This is a genomic window from Zobellia nedashkovskayae (assembly GCF_015330125.1).
GTDB lineage: Bacteria > Bacteroidota > Bacteroidia > Flavobacteriales > Flavobacteriaceae > Zobellia > Zobellia nedashkovskayae.
On sequence record NZ_JADDXR010000002.1, the window covers coordinates 3,810,564 to 3,830,824 of the forward strand.

Here is a 20,261-nt window from a genome sequence, read left to right on the forward strand (position 1 = left end):
TAATTATTCTTAACTTAAAAATTAAGGATTTACAACTTATTAAGTTGTATGAGAAAGTAAAAAATTAAAAAAATAGCCATAGGATATATAGCTAAAAAATTAATCCAGGACGTTTAGTCCCCCGAAGAATAAAATCATGACGTTTGTTTTGTCTAGCATGATGGAATTGGGGAAAAAAGCCCCTAACTTTAAACTCCCTGATACCGTATCGGGTAATGTGATGACGCTATCTCAATTAAAGTCAGATATCGCTACAGTAATATTGTTTATTTGTAACCACTGTATGTTTGTACAACATATTAATTCTAAATTGGTTGAATTGGCCAATGAGTATCAGCGTTTAGGAATGCAGTTTATTGCCATTAGTAGCAATGATATTAAGAAATTCCCTCAAGACGATCCATTTTTTATGGCTCAGATGGCAAAATACAATAACTACCCTTTCCCATATCTTTATGATGAATATCAAGATGTAGCGTTGGACTACGGTGCAGAAAGTAATCCTGATTTGTTCGTTTTTGATGGTAATCTGGAATGCGTTTATACGGGTCGTTTTGATATGACCAGGCCAGGTGTTCAACCCGCGACCGGAGAAGACCTTTATACCGCATTGGATGCCATATTGGAGGGTAAGGAGGTAAACCCAAGTCAATACCCTAGCATGGGTTCAAGTATTGCTTGGAAACGTGGGATATCCAGAAATAATATGGATATGTTTTTCTAAGTATTAAGCTTGTAAAGCAGTAGAACAGGTATTACGTTTTAGTAACCTATACTCCCCATTATTCTTAAACTCACGTATGGAGGTCCCGGCATAGCGCTTAAATGTTTTAGAAAGGTGACTTACATCAGTAAAGCCTAAATCGTCCGCAATTTGAGTTAACGTAAAATCTGAATTTAATAAACGTATTTCTACTAATTTCAGCTTTGCCTTAATTATATATTCCCTCAAAGATATACTGACTTGTTTTTTGAAAAATTCACTTACATATGTGGGAGACATCATAAATACCTCTGCTAAATTTTCTATCCTCAATAATTCTGGTTTGCCTATGTTCTCGTTAATATAGATTAGCATTTTTGTAATTCGGTCATCAGTATTATTCTGTGGGACTTCATAAAAATTTCCCCTTTTTATGTTTCTGATAAGTATTTCCATAATACAGTTCATCAGACTTTTGATAAGTGTGATTGACTCATTTCCATAATTTCTAGATTCTTGTAAAATCATAGATGTCAGGTCTGATAAATGCGTTCTGTCCATATCATTCTTAATGATATCGCCCGGTAATTGGTTGTAATTGCTCAGAATGTAAGCAGCTTCATTAAACCATTCGTTTTTTTCTTTTGTATTGCGCTTTTCATTTTTAAAAAACGAATCTGTAAATTTTAAGAATACAAATCTTGTCGGTTTTTCTATGGTAAAAGAGTGGCATTTTAGTGGAGGTAATAAAAACATGCTACCCTGACTATAGCGATGGTGATTATAATTTATACACTGTGTGCCTTCACCATCTTTAATTAAAACCAACTCAAAAAAATTGTTCTTGACCGGTCGTTGTTTCCAATCCTTCAATTCAATTTCTTGTATCTCAAAAGGTTTTTGGGCTTCTAAAATTTGCATAACCTACTGTTTGTTAAGCAAAAATACAACATTGTGCGCCCACGGTAATTTTTCATAGCCCTTAAAACCTTGTTAAATACATGTAAATCCTTCTTATGTACCTTGTTTGTATAGTATTTTGTTCAGACCTTTGTGAAAATTTAAATATTTTTTTCTGATTCAACACCTATTATAATAGGATATAGGCAAGCTTTAAGTTCGGTGAAAAGAAATTTAAAAAATTAGAATATGAAAAAAGTAAACATAGAAAATACCGATTTAGGAGTTGGTCGCATTAATTTTGGTGATAACGTTTTTGGCTGAATATTAGATGAGAAACAATCATTTGAAATTTTACATGCATTTGAAGATGCAGGTTTAAATTTTATAGATACCGCTGATACCTATAGTTGGTGGGTAAATGGTGTAGGAGGTCAATCTGAAACTATAATTGGGAAATGGATGAAATCCCGTAGTAACAGAGTCCAATTGGTTATTTCTACTAAAGTAGGTTCGGAAACCAAGGAGCATTCTTATGGTATTAGTAAAAAACATATTTTAAAGTCGGTAACATAAAGCTTCTGGTGGATTGAGGTTTAGTTCGATTTCAATAAAAAATGATACAGAAAAAGAGATGGATTTATTTAGTCAAACAGACCTATTTTCCACAAATGAAGTCCGTAAAATAGAATTTGATCTACCAGGAGCCGATGTTACTTTATTTGAGAATTTCTTCAGTTTAGAAGAAAGCAATAAGTTGTATGCTAGCTTACTTCAAAATACACCTTGGCAGCAAGAGCAAATTACCATTCACGGTAAAGAGGTTGATTATCCTAGGTTAACTGCTTGGTTTGGTGATGTTACTAAGGATGTTAAATATACGAACACAAAGAGTAAAATGCACTTGTGGAATGCTGATTTACTTTTTATTAAAGAACGAATAGAGCAGGAGGTAGAGGTGAAATTTATACGCTGTCTACTAAATTATTACAGAGATGGTAAAGACAGTGTAGATTGGCATCAAGATTATAAAGGTGATCAACGAAAAAACACAGTTATTGCTTCGGTAACTTTTGGAGAAACAAGACCTTTTCAACTAAAGCATACTACCCGAAAAGATTTAAAACGTGTAGATATACCCTTGGCCCACGGAAGCCTTCTTCTTATGAAAGGTGCTTCACAAGATAACTGGAAGCATAAAATACCAAAAACAGCAAAACAAATTCAACCTAGAATCAATTTGACTTTTAGATGGATTAATTAAATTAAAATAGGTATTAATAAAGGATTAAAACGTCTTTATGTGCTTATTGTTTGTGTTGTAAACAGGAATAAACCTGATTTTGAAACTATTTCTTAAAAAATCCTCTAAAAAACCCTGATTTATACAAGTATCACCTTTTTTTATACTCTAAAAAAGTATATGTAGACTTTATATTTGTATCGGATTACAAAAACAACATTTTAAAATATACTAATGAGTACACCAAACATAGCAAAAGAAGATATCATCAATGCTTTTAATTTTAGACACGCAACAAAGGAATTTGATGCTTCTAAAACTATTTCTGATGACGATATGAAATTCATTTTAGAAGCAGCGCATTTATCGCCAAGTTCATTTGGTTTTGAACCTTGGCATTTTGTAGTTGTTCAAGATAAGGAATTGCGTGAGCTATTAAAGCCGGTAGCGTGGGGAGCACCTTTAAAGTTGGATACTGCCAGCCACTTTGTATTAGGTTTAAGTATGAAGGCGCCAATGGTAAAGCATGATTCTGAATATATCTTGCACATGATGAAAGATGTAAAGCAAATGCCCGAAGAAGTTATTGAAGTGTACTCTAAATTTTATAGAGAATTTCAAGAGCGTGATTTTGATTTGGATACGGATAAAAAGTTATTTGATTGGTCGGCTAAACAAACCTACATAGCTTTAGGTAATATGATGACAGCGGCCGCTTTAACAGGAATTGATTCTTGTCCCATTGAAGGGTTTCATCAAGAAAAAGCAGAAACTTTATTGAAAGAGAAATTTGGTGTGGATACGGATAAATATGGTCTATCATTTATGACTGCTTTCGGTTATAGAAAAGCAGATCCAGAATTTGGTAAATCTAGAAGAAGTTTTGATGATATTGTTACTTGGAAGTAATCATATCACCCTATAAAACAACATAAAATGAAAGCAATAGGATACATAGAAAACCTCCCTATACAGGATGTAAAATCGTTACAAGACGTAGAATTAGATATGCCAAAAGCAACAGGCAGAGATATTCTTGTAGAGATAAAAGCAATTTCTGTAAACCCGGCTGATTACAAAGTGCGAGTGGGAATGCCAGTAGAAGGTGATGACTGGAAAATTATAGGTTGGGACGCTGCAGGAATAGTAAAAGAAGTTGGTAATGATGTCACCCTTTTTAAGGTTGGTGATGAAGTTTGGTATGCGGGCGATTTTACACGTCAAGGAAGTTATGCAGAATATCAAATTGTAGACGAACGTATTGTGGGTAGAAAGCCTACGAGCATCTCGTTTGCAGAAGCTGCAGCTTTACCCTTGACAACCCTTACGGCTTATGAAATGTTGTTTGATAGATTAGAAGTGGCAAGAAATGATGCTAACAAATCTATTCTAGTTATTGGCGCTGCTGGTGGTGTGGGTTCTATTTTGGTACAATTAGCCAAAAAGCTAACTAAGCTGAATATCATTGGAACGGCTTCTCGGGAAGAAACAACAGATTGGTTAAAGGAATTGGGTGCAGACTCGGTTATCAACCACAGAAATAAATTGAGTCAAGAATTCGAGAAATATAATTTACCTGCTCCTGATTATGTGGTGAGCTTAAACGCTACGGAGCAACATGCAGATGAGATTGTGAAGCTGATAAAACCACAAGGGAAATTCGGGTTTATTGACGACCCTAAATCGTTTAACGTGATGCCTTTTAAGCATAAAGCGGTTTCTACTCACATTGAATTTATGTTTGCTAGGTCTATGTTTCAAACGGAAGACATGATTGAGCAAAACAATATATTAAATGAAGTTTCCAAGTTGATAGACAACGGAACCATTAAAACGACCTTAGGTGAAAACTTTGGGACTATTAATGCCGAGCATATGCGTAAAGCGCATGCTTTCTTAGAAACAGGAAAAGCAAAAGGTAAAATTGTTTTAGAGGGATTTTAAACCTAATGGGTTAGATATTAAAATAAACCAATGACACTCTGTGTGTTTTAAATATAGTAGAATGAACATAAGAAAATCAATAACAGCATTAGCCGTAACAGCATTATGTGTCAACGTTACTGCAAATGCACAGGTAAATACAATAGATTCTGTGGCTACCACAAAAGTGCAGCATTTCAATTTTGATGACATGCAGTCGGAAACTATTGGGGAAGGTATTCAGCGAAAATGGTTTCACGGTCAAAAAGGACAAATGACCATTTTTGATTTGGAAAAAGGCGCACATATTCCTTGGCACCAACACCCAAATGAGCAAATCACCTACATCATGTCTGGTAAGGTTAAAATTAAGACCATTATAGATGGAAAAGAGGAATTTGTTATTGTTTCTGGCGGAGAAGTCATTGTGTTTCCAGAGAATGTTCCGCACGAGTTTTGGGCTTTGGAAAAAACAGTAGATTTAGACGTGCACGTTCCTGTCCGTCAAGATTGGCTGTCTAAAGAACTTCCGGACTATTTAAAAAAGAGTGAGTAAGATGAAAAAATGTTGCGACTAAACCTTTCTATATTTAAACCTATAACTGAAAGTGTTATTTTAGATAAAGCGTAATTGCATTCTTAATGAAAATTTTAAAAGCTACTTTTCTTAAGTGGCTTTTTTATTTCAACACCTTTTTGAACGTGTAAAACCCATCGAAGTATTTAGTTTTTAAGTAATAGGCTGTGTGAGATTGTTGCGATGAACATCCAATAATCGACATCATTTATAAAAACGGCGGTGAATTGTTTCGAAAGCCTGTTTATATATTAGTAATTACTTATTGAAGGTTTTACCTTTGCATGCTACAGAAAAAGATATCATGAAAGAGCCCTTATTTGAAATACAGGAAAAGAAAACGGACAAAGAACTTTATAGCTACCAGCAAGGTGCCATTAATAAAATATTTGAAAAGTTCGATAATGAAAGAGATGATTACCACCTGTTATATCAATTACCTACCGGGGGTGGAAAGACAGTAATTTTCTCTGAAATGGTTCGACAATACCTTAAAAACCATTCAAAAAAGGTCTTGGTAATGACACACCGTGTAGAGCTCTGTAATCAGACTTCTAAAATGCTCACCAGTTTTGGAGTGGTTAATAAAGTAGTCAATAGCAAAGCCAATTTAGATGACCATGAACGTTACAACTGTTATGTTGCCATGGTAGAAACACTAAATAATAGGCTTAACGATGGTATATTGGATATTTCGGATGTTGGCCTTGTCATTGTGGATGAGGCTCATTATAATTCCTTTACAAAACTGTTCAAATTTTTCGAAAATTCTTTTATTCTAGGGGTTACCGCTACGCCCTTAAGTTCCAATAAAGAGTTGCCTATGAACGGTAACTATGATGAGTTGATTCCTGGGGAATCTATAGAAAATTTAATTGAAAACGATTTTCTGGCCAGAGCCGAGACGTATCAGTATGATATGGGGTTGACTTCTTTGGAGGTAGGTTCAAATGGGGATTATACAGTAAAATCTTCATCGGACTTGTATACGAGTCCGTCCATGTTAAATAAATTGCTGGAAGCTTATACGTTACATTCCAAGGGAAAAAAAACATTGATATTCAATAATGGTATTGAAACCTCAATCCAAGTATACCATACCTTTAGGAATGTAGGTTTGCCCATTATGCATTTGGATAATACCGCTACCAAAAAACAACGGAAACAAATTTTAAATTGGTTTCATGAAACTCCGGACGCGATATTAACCTCCGTGAGTATTCTAACGACTGGTTTTGATGAACCCACCATAGATACCATCATTCTTAATAGGGCCACAAAATCGTTAACCTTATACTACCAAATGATTGGTAGGGGGTCTCGTGTGTTGAACAACAAATCTAAATTTACCGTTATAGATCTTGGCAATAATATCTATCGTTTTGGTCCGTGGGGTGCAGATTTAGATTGGGAGACCATTTTTAAATCTCCTAATTTCTACATAGACCGTATTAAGGATGATGAAGATATTGAAGGATCTTTTAAACATGAGCTAGCCGATGATATTAGGTCGGAATTTGCAAAATCCAAGGACACTTATTTGGATATTAAAGCCATATATAAGGAAGCGACCTTTTCCGGAGAATCTTCCAAAGTGGTATTGGAAAAATCCATTGAACAACATGCTTATATTTGTATAGAAAACAGTGAAGATGTGTATGATGCGCTTGCGTTGGCAAAATTACTTAAAGACGATATAGATAATAGGATACAAGTTTATGGCAAGTGTATAAGTAAAAGCACCTATAATTTTATCAATTGGCTGAAAATGGATTACCAAAAAAAGCTTAATGCCTACCTTAGAGAAAACTTTGATGCCGTTTTTGAGCAAATTCACGGGCATCCGCCGGAAGATTAGTCGACTTAATTATCTGTTGAAAAGAAAACACTATGGCACGCACTATTATTGAAAATATAGTAATTGCGAAATACGAAGAACAAACTTTTTTTGAGTTTTGTAAGTATACTTCTATTCGTTTTTTTGAAATTTTATATTTTGAAAAAGGAACAGGAACTATTAAAATAAATGGTAATACTGTACCTTATACTTCTAACAGTGTTTTTGTTTTTATTCCTGACGATATTTATATCGTAAACCCTGATTCTGCTACCACTACAGTGGCTATAAAATTTTTAAAGAGTTTTTTTAGAAAAACATCTACGCTAAACGAAACCTTACCGGTTAACGATTGGTTTCGAAAAATCGAAGAAATACTAAATAGCGAAAGTCACCAGCTTCGTGAAATGCAATTTGCAACCGAATCTGACCGGTCACACTTAGTATCTCTTATTAACATGGTTGCCACTGAATATATGAGCGAGCAAACTTTTGATATTTTCATTATTCAAAATTCCGTATCGGTTATTCTACATCTTATTGCTAGAAATATTCAATTCATTAATACGGCAGACACGGTAAAGAATGTTAAGTCATCTAAAATTCAACAAATCATCAACTACATTCACGCCAATATTTATAATTCCGAATTGCTTACCACCAAAAGGTTGGCAGAGGAGTTTCATATGGCAGATAATTATATGAGTGAATATTTTAAAAAGCATACTGATGTTTCATTAAAAAAGTACATTATCAACTACAAGCTAAAACTTGTTGAAACCCGTTTAAAGTACACAGACATGCAGTTCTCAGAAATTGCGATGGAATTGGGTTTTACAGATTCTAGTCATTTGAATAAGACCTTTCAAAGTTACAAAGGCATGACCATAGGGTCTTACAAGGCAAGTCTATCCGCCTAATTAAATACCATCAAAAATTCCTGAAACAAATTCTCCAACACCCTCTAGCAAACCATCAAACACATCGCCAAAATCCAACCAAGAAGCATCTAAGTCAATAGCTGGAATATCGGTCCAATCTGAGACGGTAGAGGCAGAAATTCCGCTTAACATTTCTGTCTTCATAGCTACATAATCACAAGCTTCCTCTGTTTTTTCATGGTACAAATCAAAGTCTGTATGCGATGAGAAAATACTCAATGCCCAACAAGACCAATCCACATAATCATACCATTTACTGTTTCTGTGCGCTTTTTTCACTTCATCAGGTGTGTAATATTTTTTCTTGCCATTATCCTTGACTAGTATTTCTCCAATATCAGAAATGAATTCTTTTTTATTCTGAGGTGTTGGTTCGCAAGATGTACTCATGTTAGTCTCAATTATATTGGAGTAATTTACTTACATAAACTTAAAAAATCACCAATTACCTCTTTTTTTACCTAAACCACTTTGTTTTTTACCCATTTGAACCTTGTGTCCCTAGATAACTTTGTACTGTAATTAATACAGAACGAATAGCAACCAAAAAATAAATATTATGGACTACAAGAACTTTCAAACATTTACAGCAGAACAAAAAGGCGGAATTTTAACCGTAGACATCAACTTCGGACCAGTAAACGTACAGGGACAAGAAATGCTAGCAGATTTAAGCAGCTTATGCTTATTATTAGAAAGAGATAGAAGCGTAAAAGTTGTGGTTTTTGAATCTTCAAATCCAGGATATTGGGTATGTCATTATGATACCAACTTATTAAAAGATATGTCTACCGAAGCTGTACCACGAAACGAAGTACAGTTATTGGACTTACAAGCTGTTTTAGAACGCTTAAGCAACATACCACAAGCAACTATAGCGAAAATTGAAGGTTTTGCAAGAGGAGGCGGACACGAAATGGCGTTAGCGTTAGATATGCGTTTTGCAGCTAGAGGAAAGGCTAAGTTCATGCAGATGGAAGTTGGCATGGGAATTTTACCATGTGGAGGTGGAGCGTCTCGTATGGCTAGACAAACAGGATTAGGAAAAGCACTAGAAATTATTCTAGGAGCAAAAGATTGGGATGCAGATGAAGCTGAAAAATTCGGGACTATAAACAAAGCATTAGAGGCAGATGAAATAGGAGGTTATGTAGATGCTTTAGCACAACGTATATCTCAATTTCCAGCAGATTCTATTGCCGCTAGTAAACGTGCAGTATATGCATCTATAGATTTACCAATAAAAGAAGCTTTAAAAGAAGAAGCATACCAATTATTTCAAGCTACGAGTAGAACTCCTGCAATAAAAAGATTTGCCTATGCAGATGATAACGGAGCACAATTTGACCACGAAAACCAGAGGAACTGGGAACAAATGGTTATGGATATTCAAGAAGTAAATTAAGGGCGCCTTACGCAACACGCTTAACGCTATGCGCATATCGCTTTTAAATTTTTGAGTAAAGCGCGAAGCGTGTAGCGCATGGCGTATAGCGTATAGCGTATAGCGAAAAACCAACAACGATTAACGATTAACGAAATAAAAAATAGATATGAAAGCAATGTTACTAAATGAATACGGAGAAAGCGCAAATTTCGAAGTATCAGAAATAGCAAAACCAGCAGTAAAAGCAAATCACGTTTTAGTGAAAATAGCGGCATCTAGTGTCAATACTATTGATATGATGATTAAGAATATGGGGTCAGATTTACCATTGTCTCCTGCTACTCCAGCTTTATTAGGTATGGATTTTTCCGGAGTAATTGAAGCTGTTGGAGAAGGTGTAGAAGGTTATGCTGTAGGCGATGAAGTATACGGTTGTGCTGGCGGATTAGCAGATTTACCTGGTACATTAACAGAATACATTGTAGCCGATAGTAGTTTAATTGGTCACAAACCAAAAGATTTGACTATGCGCGAAACTGCAGCTTTACCTTTAGTTGCAATTACAGCTTATGAAGGGTTGACAAGAGCAGGCGTAAAAGCGGGTCAAAAAGTATTAATACACGGTGGTTCTGGTGGAGTTGGTCACTTAGCGGTACAATTGGCGAAGTACTTTGGAGCAGAAGTTTATGCAACAGGAACAGGCGACAAACAAAAAGCTATTGTTGAAAAATTCGGGGCAACCTTTATTGATTTTACTACAGAAAAAGTAGCAGATTACACAGCAAAATACACCGATGGTGGTTTTGATGTTGTTTTTGATACTGTTGGTGGTCCAAACCTGACAAATTCTATGGAAGCAGTTGCCCTAAACGGTCATATCTCCACTACAGTTTCCTTGTTGGAAATCGATTTAACTCCGTTGCACTTTAAAGGAGCATCATTACACGTGGTCTTTATGTTGATTCCGATGTTACATAACTTCAAAAGAGAAGATCACGGTAGTATTTTAGAAAAATTAGCTGAAATTTCTAACGAAGGTCATTTAACTCCGATTGTTGATGAAAATCAATTTTCATTAGAGCAAGTTGGTGATGCTTATGCACACTTAGCTAGTGGTACAGCCATTGGTAAAGTTGTGGTTGAAAACTAGATAATAGTAAATAAAATATGTAGTAGGATTAGAGTTGCAGGTTCTAAACATGTCGATTAATATGTTCTGTTGAATGCCCCAGAAATGGGGTATTTTTTTGCTTTAAAATAAAACCTTGAAATTTACCTAAACAACCGTTTTTACTACCAAAAAATTACTGGTGTCTCATACTACCTTTGTTATCAGAATAAGTAAATAAAACCAAAAGATGCTCTTTAAGAGGTTTTGGTAAAAAATAAATATATCATGAAAACAATAACAATAACAAATGCACTCGCAGAAGCTCGTGCGCTTACACTACCAACTCGCGAAGCTTCACTAAATCGTGATCCTTCTGTGTCACAATTTTGGAATAGTAACCGAGAGTTGCTTGAAGATGCTTGGAGCGAATGGGAAATTGAAAACAAAGACGGTTTGCTAGTACCTGATGAAACTTTACTTGACCCAAAATTAAGAAAAGCCATAAACGATGCTTGGGAAAATCCAGAAAAAGAAAATGCTGTTGCTGATTTATGGGAAGAGATTATTCCTGGGGTATATTCTGCCCAGTTTTTTGATCTAGAACGTCTAGCAGATTTTCGTAAATATCTAGAAGCTACGGTAAATTCTGAAATTCCCAGACGTGCACCTTATGGCATTCAGTTAAATCGTTATGGCGTTATGTTAGACCCACGTTCAGAAGGGCATCTTGCTGCACCTAATTTTCAGGCTTTTTATAACGAAATCATGGATCGCTATATGCGTCCGATCGCCCGTTTATTACTAGGTACTTATGGCTACGATAACCAAACCTTTGGTTTTTCTATTCAGTATAACCCAGATAAAGATAAAGATTTGCATGCCCATACGGATGCTTCTGCAGCTACCTTGAATATCAATATTAACTTACCTGAAGAAAAATTTACAGGTTCACAAGTCGATTTTCATGATACGTCTACAAGAAAGGTTGTTCAAACTATCTTTGAACCCGGTAAGGCAATAATTCATACTGGCAAAGTACCTCATGCTACCCATCCAATTACAAGTGGACAACGTAGTAACTTGGTTGTATGGCTATACGGAGATCGTATGCAAATACCGCGAGGGGGTGCAAGTAGCTATGGTAGTGTTGATAATTCAACATCCAAAGTTGTTGCAGCAGAAAATATTACGGCTCGCGAGCGTTGGAGTTTACCAGAAGGTCCCAAAGATACCTTTGCTCCGTTTTAAAAAGAACAGAAGTCAGAATTTTGGCAGAACATTTTCTGCCAAAATTCCATTTAAAATATTCAAAAGTTTAAAAAAATGAAACATATATTAATTACAGGAAGCACAGACGGTATAGGGAATTTATTAGCACTTAGTTTGGCGAAAGAAGGTCATTTTGTCGGCGTTCATGGTAGAACTGATGCTAAATTAAAGGCTACTGTAACCGAAATCAAAGCAGAATCAAAGAATGACAATGTAGTAGGTTTTTTAGCTGATTTCTCAAACTTGTCAGAGGTTAAACAAATGGCAAAAGAAGTTGCTGAAAAAATGCCGAAAATTGATGTTTTGGTAAACAATGCAGGTGTTTTAAAAGCTAAAACTGAAACAGCGGCGAATGGAATAGATGTTCGTTTAACAGTAAACTATTTAGCACCATATCAATTTACAAATGCGGTACTACCGTTATTGAAAAAGTCAGATGCACCTAGAATTGTAAATCTTAGTTCAGCGGCACAATCCCCAGTTTCTTTAAGTGCATTAAAAGGTGAAATGAGTTTAGGGGCTAATGATGCCTATGCACAAAGTAAATTAGCGCTGACCATGTGGAGTTTTGATTTGGCAAAAAAAGAACCAAGTATTTTGGTTGTTGCCGTAAACCCAGGTTCGTTATTGAATACCAAGATGGCAAAGGAAGCCTACGGTCAACATTGGTCTCCTGCAGAAAAGGGAGTAGATATTCTTTATGATTTAAGTATGACCGACAAAGCGAAAACAAATGCTTATTTCGATAATGATAAAGGAAGTTATGCTCAAGCACACCCAGATGCCTATGATGATGAAAAAATTAAAGAATTGGTTGAGTTGAGTAATACAATTGTTTTACATTAGAAGAGCTTATAAATGTCTATATCTCGTCTAAATAATAACTAGACTGATTTGTTACTCACTATTTTCAACTAAACTCTAAAAATCAAGGGCGAATTCTGTTTTAGTTGGTAAAGTTAGAAATCGGAAAGTGGTAACATTCATAATTTATATGAGTGTTAACTTGCTTTTAATATAGATGTAGAAAGGGCATTAATAGAAAGAAGCACATGATATTATCATTTTTCATCACTCCTTTTGTTGGAATAGCTGTCCTCTTTTAATGAAGCAGCGAATAGATATTGTATTGGAGTTTTGTTTGGGCTTATGGCCCCTCTGGAAATACGCTTTTAAACAAAAAATGTTTAAACGTAATTACTAAGGGAGAATCCAAAGCCGTTTAAAATAAGGTAAGAATATATAGGTGGTATTGGCAAAAGAGCTTAGTATGTATTCATAGCATATGTCAACAGGGATATGACATTTAATGTCACCAATTTTCCATCATTATAAAAACGAATAAATAATTAAGTACTGTTAACTTATTTTAATTCATTTTTTCCGATAACAGGTTACGTAATATGATTACAATAGTAACGGTGGAAAAACTAATGCTTAGGACAATTAATATTTGTACGACTGTAGACATAACATTAAAATATTGAGTTCTATACCCCTAAGGTATTAGTTAAGGCGTGTTTCCTATTCGCCAAATGTATAGATGGCATTTTTTTGAATATAAACTGTTCTATTTTTTCTGTTCGTTGTAAGTGCACTTCATAGAAATGGATTTTTTAGGGGACTTCCACTTTTAAAGAATCATGGGTGTTCAGAAGAGTGTGGTTTTGTTACGAGAAGCATTTTATTGATCAATAATTAAATACCGGTTTATTAAAAACATCTACTGTATTTTTTGAAGATGTTAAAAGAACTATTCTAATAATACTAATTACATAATATTTAATAGGGGTTGAAGTAATTCTTTCACTTTAGTACTACTTTCGAGGATTATTTCAAAAAATATGGATAACAAAAATGCTGAGGAACAAAGGCTAGCCGTTCCTGATTCTTATAAAAATTGGAAACGATGGGGACCTTATTTAGCAGAAAGACAATGGGGTACGGTAAGAGAAGATTATAGCGTTAATGGTGAAGCATGGGATTTTATAGATCATGAAAAAGCACGAAGTAATGCATATAGATGGGGAGAAGAGGGGATAGGTGGATTTTGCGACTCTAGGGAAATACTTTGTTTGGCCCCGGTATTTTGGAATGGTAAAGACACTATTTTAAAAGAACGCTTGTTTGGCCTTACCAATAACCAGGGTAATCATGGCGAAGATGTAAAAGAACTTTATTTTCATCAGGTCTCTACACCTACACATTCCTACAGTAAATATTTGTATAAATATCCACAGAAAAAATTTCCTTATGAAGATTTGCTTCTAAAAAATAGGAATAGGAACAGAGAAGAAAATGAATATGAATTATTGGACACCAAAGCTTTTAAGAAAAATAAGTATTTTGACTGTTTTATAGAATACGCAAAAGCAGATGTAGGTGATATTCTTATGAAAATTACCGTTGTAAATAGAGGCCCTAAGAAAGCTAAAATTCATGTGCTCCCGCAACTATGGTTTAGAAATTTTTGGAAACATAATAAGCGTTTTGAACGCCCTAATATGAAAGCTACTTCTGATAACTCTGTGCTGTCTAGAAGTATTAGAAATGGTAGGTATTATTTGTATCACGAGGATGGCGAACAACTTTTTTGTGATAATGAAACAAATAATAAGCTAATCTATGATGTACCTAACGAAGTGCCTTATGTTAAGGATGGAATAAATGATCATGTAGTAAATGGTAAGGCTACGGTAAACCCAGAGAAAAACGGAACCAAATTTGCTGTTTGGCATAAGCTTAAGCTTAAACCCGGTGAAGAAAAAAGTATAAAAATAAGACTTCGTAAAAGGAAATTAGAAAATCCCTGGGCAGATTTTGATGAGATATTTGATCAAAGAATAAAAGAATGCGAAGAATTTTATAGGGATATCATAAAAGCGGACCTTCCAAAATCTCATCAAACTATTGCAAAAAGTGCATTTTCAGGTTTATTATGGACTAAACAGTTTTATTATTACGATGTCTACAAATGGCTTTTTGGTGGTCCAGGAGAGGCTAAACCTTACCGTACAAATGCACGAAATTTTAACTGGCAACATTTAACGAATCGGCATGTGATTTCTATGCCAGATAAATGGGAGTATCCATGGTATGCTGCTTGGGATCTTGCTTTTCATATGGCATCATTCGTAGAAATTGATCCGTATTTTGCAAAAGAACAATTGCTTTTGGTATTGCGGGAAAGTTATATGCATCCTAATGGTCAGATTCCTGCGTATGAATGGAATTTTAGTGATGTGAATCCACCTGTGCATTCTTACGCTGTGTGGACGGTTTATGAAAAAGATAAAGAACGCAGTGGAAAGGGCGATACTGGGTTTTTAGAAAAAGCCTATCAAAAATTACTTCTTAATTTTACCTGGTGGGTAAATCAAAAGGATAAGAGTGGTACCGATTTATTTGAAGGAGGGTTTTTAGGCCTGGATAATATAGGTGTATTTGACCGTAATCATATGCCTCATGGCATTACAAGAATGCAACAGGCAGATGCTACCAGTTGGATGGCGATGTTTACGCTAAATATGCTCCGTATGGCATTAGAATTGGCGAAGACTAATAAAACTTACGAAGAATCTGTTGCCAAATTCTTTAGGCATTTTCTGAATATTGCTTGGGCGATGCACCATATAGGGAAAAAGGATATTTCACTTTGGGACGAAGAAGATAATTTTTATTATGACGTTATTGAAATGGCCAATGGAGCCACCGACAGATTAAAAGTGAGATCATTAGTGGGGATTATTCCATTATTTGCCGTTGAAATTATTCATAAAGACCTTTTTGAAGAATTGAAGGAGTTTAAAATCCGAGCAGCAGATATTGTTAGAACACGCCCGGATTTGGCATCTTTAATCTCAAATATTGAGGAGACAAATTCAGAGGGTAATTATTTGTTCTCTATAATGCGCGGCTTTAGGCTGGAACACCTGCTTAAACGCTTATTGGATGAAGATGAATTTTTATCTGATTATGGTATTCGTTCTCTTTCTAAATATCATGAAAAACATCCTTTCGTATTTCAGCATTATGGTCACCATCAGATACAATATGAATCTGGGGAGAGTCGTTCCAGTATGTTTGGTGGCAATTCTAACTGGCGTGGTCCTATTTGGATGCCTTTGAATTACATGATCATTCAATCCTTAAGAAAGTATTATAAATTCTATGGACCTACCTATGTTTATGAATTTCCAACAGGTTCAAAGAATGAGTTGAATTTAAATGAGATTGCCAATGAGCTGTCTAAGCGATTGATTAACCTATTCGAACCCAATAAAGAAGGAAAGTTTCAATACCATTCAGAGGATAAGAGAAATGTATTCACCAAAGATGAACATTTTAAAAATCAGCATTTTTTCTATGAGTTTTTTGATGGTGATAATGGAAAAGGGTTAGGGGCGTCCCATCAAACAGGATGGACCGCATTGATTGCTAATTTAATTATGGATTTGGATGCTAATAAAGGAATTAGCTAAAACTGCCAAAAGTAAATACTTATAAATAAAATGAAAGTAGAGACCGTTAGAAAGTATGAATATTTAGAATTGTATTTAATCAGTTAAAACTATAAATTTAGATATGGACTTTTTTTTCAAAACATTTAGTAAATTGTGATTCTACTAAAGCATTTGAATTCAACTTTATCTTAGTCTAAAGTAAAATGTTTGGTTAGACACCACCAGAATATGAGAAAATATATTGCCCTTTTCCTAGTATTTTTCACTTTAGGAAACCTATGCGCTCAAAATGATAGTATTCAAGTAAAGCCAAAAAAAAGCTTGTTGAAAAAGACTATTTTGCCTCTTTCTTTACTTACCACAGGAATATTGTTATCAGATAGTGGTTTTGAACAATCCTTGCATGAAACAGCTCAAGGTTGGGTGGGTAATGATTTTCGAACTCACTTTGATGATTATACTAGATATGCACCAGTAGCAACTCTGTTTATTGCTAATGTAGTTGGGGTCAAAGCCAAAAACCATTGGTTTGATCAGACCAAAAATTTGGCCGTCTCAATGATACTTACAGATGTTTTTACTAGAGCTTTAAAGAATTCTATTTATAAAATTAGGCCGGACGGTTCTAATGAACATGCATTTCCTTCTGGGCATACATCTATTGCTTTCGCATCTGGTTCTGCAGTTTACGAAGAGTATAAAGATACCAATGCTTATTTGGCTTATAGTGGTTATGGTTTTGCATCTGTTACAGGTGGCCTAAGGCTGTTCAACAACAAGCATTACATATCGGATATACTTGCAGGTGCCGGTTTAGGAATTCTGGTTACAAAATTGGTGTATCATTTTGATTATCTATTTAAGTGGAATCCTTTTATAAAGTCTAAGAACATTGCCCTTATTCCTCGCTATACAGACGGTGCTGTAGGTTTGTATTTTTCTAAAACTTTTTAGCTTATAGTTTTCTATTAATAAAGGAAATCTTTACCAGAAGAAAAACATGAAAACTCACTGTATTTAATAAAATTAATTACGGGTTGTAATTAATTTTATCTGTCGTAATAGGAGACTACCTTTGCACCATAACTCAGTAATATAGGAATAGTTGGAAACTTTGTTTTTCTGACCCATGTATACATTCTTAAACCTGCGCTGTATAAATAATTACCTAGAATAGATGTTTATAGACAATGACCAAATCGAATCCTTATTACCCATGTCTGAATGCATTCAGGTGATGAAGGAGTTGTTTTTACTTGATGCCGAAAAAGATATTGTAAACCCGCTTCGTGCTACCATGCCTTTGCAAAATGACACAAAGGGAATTATGGGAATGATGCCGGCTTTCATTCGGCCTTATGAAGTAATGGGAATTAAGGTTTTAAGTATTTTTCCTGATAACTATAAAAAAGGACTTAGCTCTCACCAAGGAATTATTCATCTTTATGAAACCGTTACGGGCCAACTGATGACAAGCCTAGATGCCGATGGGATCACAGGGATAAGAACAGCTGCGGTAAGCGGACTAGTTACTAGTTTTTTGGCAATAGCTGATGCTAAGAGTTTGTGTATTCTTGGTAGTGGTTTACAAGCTAGAAAGCATATTGAAGCCATGTTGGAGGTTAGGGACATTATAACAGTTACCCTCTGGAGCCTAAATAGGAGCAGTGCTGAACGCTTGGCTACCGATATGAAGAAGTATGAAGGTATTGATTTTATAGTCTGTGATAGCGTACAAGAGGCCGCAAAAGATGCAGATATTATCTGTACCGTTACCGCAGCTACAGAACCTATTTTAGAGAATGAGTATCTAGAAAGTCATGTTCACATTAATGCGGTAGGTGCTTGCACGGCAAACACCAGGGAATTGGCATCGGCTATAATTAATAATTCTGATGTGTATGTTGATAATCGGTTGTCGGCAGCTAATGAGGCAGGAGAACTTTTGTTACCGGCCAATGAAAACGGTCACGATGCCCTAGATTTTATTAAAGCTGATATTTCAGAATTATTGAAGGATTCAAGCTTGTACGATGCATCAAAAAAGACAGTATTCAAATCTTTGGGTATTGCTTGTGAAGATATTGCGGCTGGTTTACATTGCTATAAAAAATTAAAAGAATAACAGTAACAATTTGTATTATTCTAATTTTAATAGCAGAATAAGGAGCTGAACCCAACTCTTTTACTGCTCTGTTTCTACCTTCTTTAGGTTCTAGTGTGTCTATCTTCTCAAAAAGCCCATTGCTTGAAAATTGTTTTACCTAATAGTTTTAATGTTTCACTTAGAATATTGGGTTGTTCACAGATTCTGAAATATTTGTGTGGTTCTAATCTGCATCTTTGGATTGAATATAATAAACTAAAAATAAATTCATAATGAAAAAAGTAAGCCTATTGCTCTTATTGGCAATGCACTTTACATTTTTAACTTCTTGCTCAGATGATGACGTAACCGAAGCTGTTGTGGATGATTCAGAAACAACAGAGGAAGTAGTTGATGAAACAGATGACGATGATGACGTGGCCTACGTTGAGGCATATGCTGACAGTGATTTTGACGCAACGGATTGGACGGATCTAACCCATAGTAAGTCTGCAGACCCCGATTTTGATGTTGTTTTTGAAGACAATTCTGTAAAACGTCTTGATCTTGTAATTACTGAAGATCGGTGGCAGAGCATGTTGGATGACATGACTTCCCTTTATGGCAGTTTTGGTGGTACCGGCGGCGGACCAGGAGGTCAAGGAGGCGGTGGATTGGTTGAAACCGATGAAGATCCTATTTTCGTTCCAGGTGAAGTTTATTTTGAAGATAAAGAATGGTACCGCGTAGGACTACGTTTTAAAGGTAATTCTAGCTTACAATCTAGCTGGTCTGCGGGAATTTTAAAATTGTCTTTTAAGCTTGATTTTGATGAGTTTGAAGATGAATACCCACAGATTGATAATCAGCGTTTTTATGGTTTCAAAAAACTAAGCCTTAAAAACAACTATAATGATAAATCTATGTTGCGCGAAAAAGTAGCTACAGATTTGTTTAGAGATGCCGGTTTGGCAAGCTCACATGCTTCAATCTATGAAGTGTATGTTGATCATGGAGACGGGCCTGAGTACTTTGGAGTGTATACCATGGTAGAAGAAGTAGATGATACGGTCATAGACACTCAATTTTCGGATAATGATGGCAATTTATACAAGCCAGATGGCGATGGGGCTAGTTTTGCTCTTGGAAGCTTTTCAGAAGATGTATTCGTTAAGAAAACTAATGAAGACGAAGCTGATTTCTCAGATATTGAAAGCCTTTTTGCTGCTTTACATGCAGATAATCGTACTACTGATCCCGAAGCATGGCGTACCAATCTGGAGACTATTTTTGATACGGATACTTTCTTGAACTATTTAGCGGTTAATACGGTCATCCAAAATTGGGATACCTATGGTAGAATGACGCATAACTATTTTCTTTATAATAATCCTGATACAGAAAAATTAGCATGGATCCCGTGGGATAATAATGAAGCGCTACAGAGAGGAAATCAGCAAGGTTCTTTGGCTTTGGATTTCTCTGATTTAAATGACACAGAATGGCCGTTAATAGGATATTTGTATGAAGATGCAACCTATAAAGCAAAATATGATAGCTATGTACAGGAATTTGCGAATAACGTTTTTACAGTGAGCGGAATGCAGGCTGAATATGCTGCTTATGCATCATTAGTAGAACCGTACGCCACTGCAGAAGTTGAGGGCTATACCTTCTTGAATTCTAGTGCAGACTTCCAGGCAGCTATAAACGAGTTGAACAGTCATGTGTCGGAAAGAGCATCGGCAGTTATTAATTATTTGAATTAGTGAGTTTTTATGTAGCGTGATGATGTAGGAGTTAAATTGGAGAGAAAATCCG

Annotated in this window: 18 protein-coding genes; 16 read left to right on the forward strand and 2 right to left on the reverse strand. The window is 35.3% G+C overall.

The window, feature by feature from the left end:
* The first annotated feature begins 136 nt into the window (after positions 1-136).
* Positions 137-724: a thioredoxin family protein gene (locus IWB64_RS15600; RefSeq protein ID WP_194534888.1), complete on the forward strand. Its 588-nt coding sequence runs from the start codon at positions 137-139 to the stop codon at positions 722-724.
* 3 nt (positions 725-727) lie between these two features.
* Here the strand turns inward: IWB64_RS15600 and IWB64_RS15605 are convergent, their stop codons facing one another.
* Entirely contained in the window at positions 728-1,624 is an 897-nt protein-coding gene (locus IWB64_RS15605; RefSeq protein ID WP_194534889.1) for an AraC family transcriptional regulator, read from the reverse strand.
* A gap of 303 nt (positions 1,625-1,927) precedes the next feature.
* Between IWB64_RS15605 and IWB64_RS15610 the strand changes: the two genes are divergently transcribed.
* From IWB64_RS15610 to IWB64_RS15640, 7 genes are all read left to right on the forward strand, one after another.
* On the forward strand, positions 1,928-2,179 hold the full coding sequence (locus tag IWB64_RS15610) for an aldo/keto reductase (RefSeq protein ID WP_317172002.1): 252 nt from the start codon (positions 1,928-1,930) through the stop codon (positions 2,177-2,179).
* 58 nt (positions 2,180-2,237) lie between these two features.
* A complete protein-coding gene (locus IWB64_RS15615) occupies positions 2,238-2,867 on the forward strand; it encodes an alpha-ketoglutarate-dependent dioxygenase AlkB family protein (protein ID WP_194534890.1) in 630 nt (209 codons plus the stop codon).
* A 213-nt stretch (positions 2,868-3,080) separates the two neighbouring features.
* A complete protein-coding gene (locus tag IWB64_RS15620) occupies positions 3,081-3,755 on the forward strand; it encodes an NAD(P)H-dependent oxidoreductase (RefSeq protein ID WP_194534891.1) in 675 nt (224 codons plus the stop codon).
* Positions 3,756-3,782: 27 nt separating this feature from the next.
* Entirely contained in the window at positions 3,783-4,790 is a 1,008-nt protein-coding gene (locus tag IWB64_RS15625) for a zinc-binding alcohol dehydrogenase family protein (RefSeq protein ID WP_194534892.1), read from the forward strand.
* A 61-nt stretch (positions 4,791-4,851) separates the two neighbouring features.
* Positions 4,852-5,325 carry a cupin domain-containing protein gene (locus IWB64_RS15630; RefSeq protein WP_194534893.1) on the forward strand — a complete coding sequence of 158 codons (474 nt, stop codon included), beginning with the start codon at positions 4,852-4,854 and terminating at the stop codon, positions 5,323-5,325.
* Positions 5,326-5,650: 325 nt separating this feature from the next.
* A complete protein-coding gene (locus IWB64_RS15635) occupies positions 5,651-7,204 on the forward strand; it encodes a DEAD/DEAH box helicase (protein WP_194534894.1) in 1,554 nt (517 codons plus the stop codon).
* A gap of 32 nt (positions 7,205-7,236) precedes the next feature.
* Positions 7,237-8,103, forward strand: coding sequence for an AraC family transcriptional regulator (locus IWB64_RS15640; RefSeq protein WP_194534895.1), 867 nt, complete (start codon positions 7,237-7,239; stop codon positions 8,101-8,103).
* Here IWB64_RS15640 and IWB64_RS15645 read toward each other — a convergent pair whose 3' ends face one another.
* Complete coding sequence (locus IWB64_RS15645) at positions 8,104-8,514, reverse strand: hypothetical protein (protein ID WP_194534896.1); 411 nt, start codon at positions 8,512-8,514, stop codon at positions 8,104-8,106.
* Positions 8,515-8,683: 169 nt separating this feature from the next.
* Here IWB64_RS15645 and IWB64_RS15650 point away from each other — a divergent pair, with 169 nt between their 5' ends.
* From IWB64_RS15650 to IWB64_RS15685, 8 genes are all read left to right on the forward strand, one after another.
* Complete coding sequence (locus IWB64_RS15650) at positions 8,684-9,529, forward strand: enoyl-CoA hydratase/isomerase family protein (protein WP_194534897.1); 846 nt, start codon at positions 8,684-8,686, stop codon at positions 9,527-9,529.
* A 148-nt stretch (positions 9,530-9,677) separates the two neighbouring features.
* Positions 9,678-10,661, forward strand: coding sequence for a zinc-dependent alcohol dehydrogenase family protein (locus tag IWB64_RS15655; RefSeq protein WP_194534898.1), 984 nt, complete (start codon positions 9,678-9,680; stop codon positions 10,659-10,661).
* 246 nt (positions 10,662-10,907) lie between these two features.
* Entirely contained in the window at positions 10,908-11,870 is a 963-nt protein-coding gene (locus IWB64_RS15660; protein ID WP_194534899.1) for a 2OG-Fe(II) oxygenase, read from the forward strand.
* A 75-nt stretch (positions 11,871-11,945) separates the two neighbouring features.
* Positions 11,946-12,737, forward strand: coding sequence for an SDR family NAD(P)-dependent oxidoreductase (locus tag IWB64_RS15665; protein WP_194534900.1), 792 nt, complete (start codon positions 11,946-11,948; stop codon positions 12,735-12,737).
* Positions 12,738-13,735: 998 nt separating this feature from the next.
* Complete coding sequence (locus tag IWB64_RS15670) at positions 13,736-16,372, forward strand: MGH1-like glycoside hydrolase domain-containing protein (protein ID WP_194534901.1); 2,637 nt, start codon at positions 13,736-13,738, stop codon at positions 16,370-16,372.
* Positions 16,373-16,582: 210 nt separating this feature from the next.
* Positions 16,583-17,308, forward strand: coding sequence for a phosphatase PAP2 family protein (locus tag IWB64_RS15675; RefSeq protein ID WP_194534902.1), 726 nt, complete (start codon positions 16,583-16,585; stop codon positions 17,306-17,308).
* Between the two features lie 223 nt (positions 17,309-17,531).
* Positions 17,532-18,479, forward strand: a complete 948-nt coding sequence (locus IWB64_RS15680; RefSeq protein WP_194534903.1) for an ornithine cyclodeaminase family protein — start codon at positions 17,532-17,534, stop codon at positions 18,477-18,479.
* Between the two features lie 254 nt (positions 18,480-18,733).
* Positions 18,734-20,209 (forward strand): CotH kinase family protein, encoded by a 1,476-nt coding sequence (locus tag IWB64_RS15685; protein ID WP_194534904.1) that lies wholly within the window; start codon positions 18,734-18,736, stop codon positions 20,207-20,209.
* Positions 20,210-20,261 lie beyond the last annotated feature (52 nt).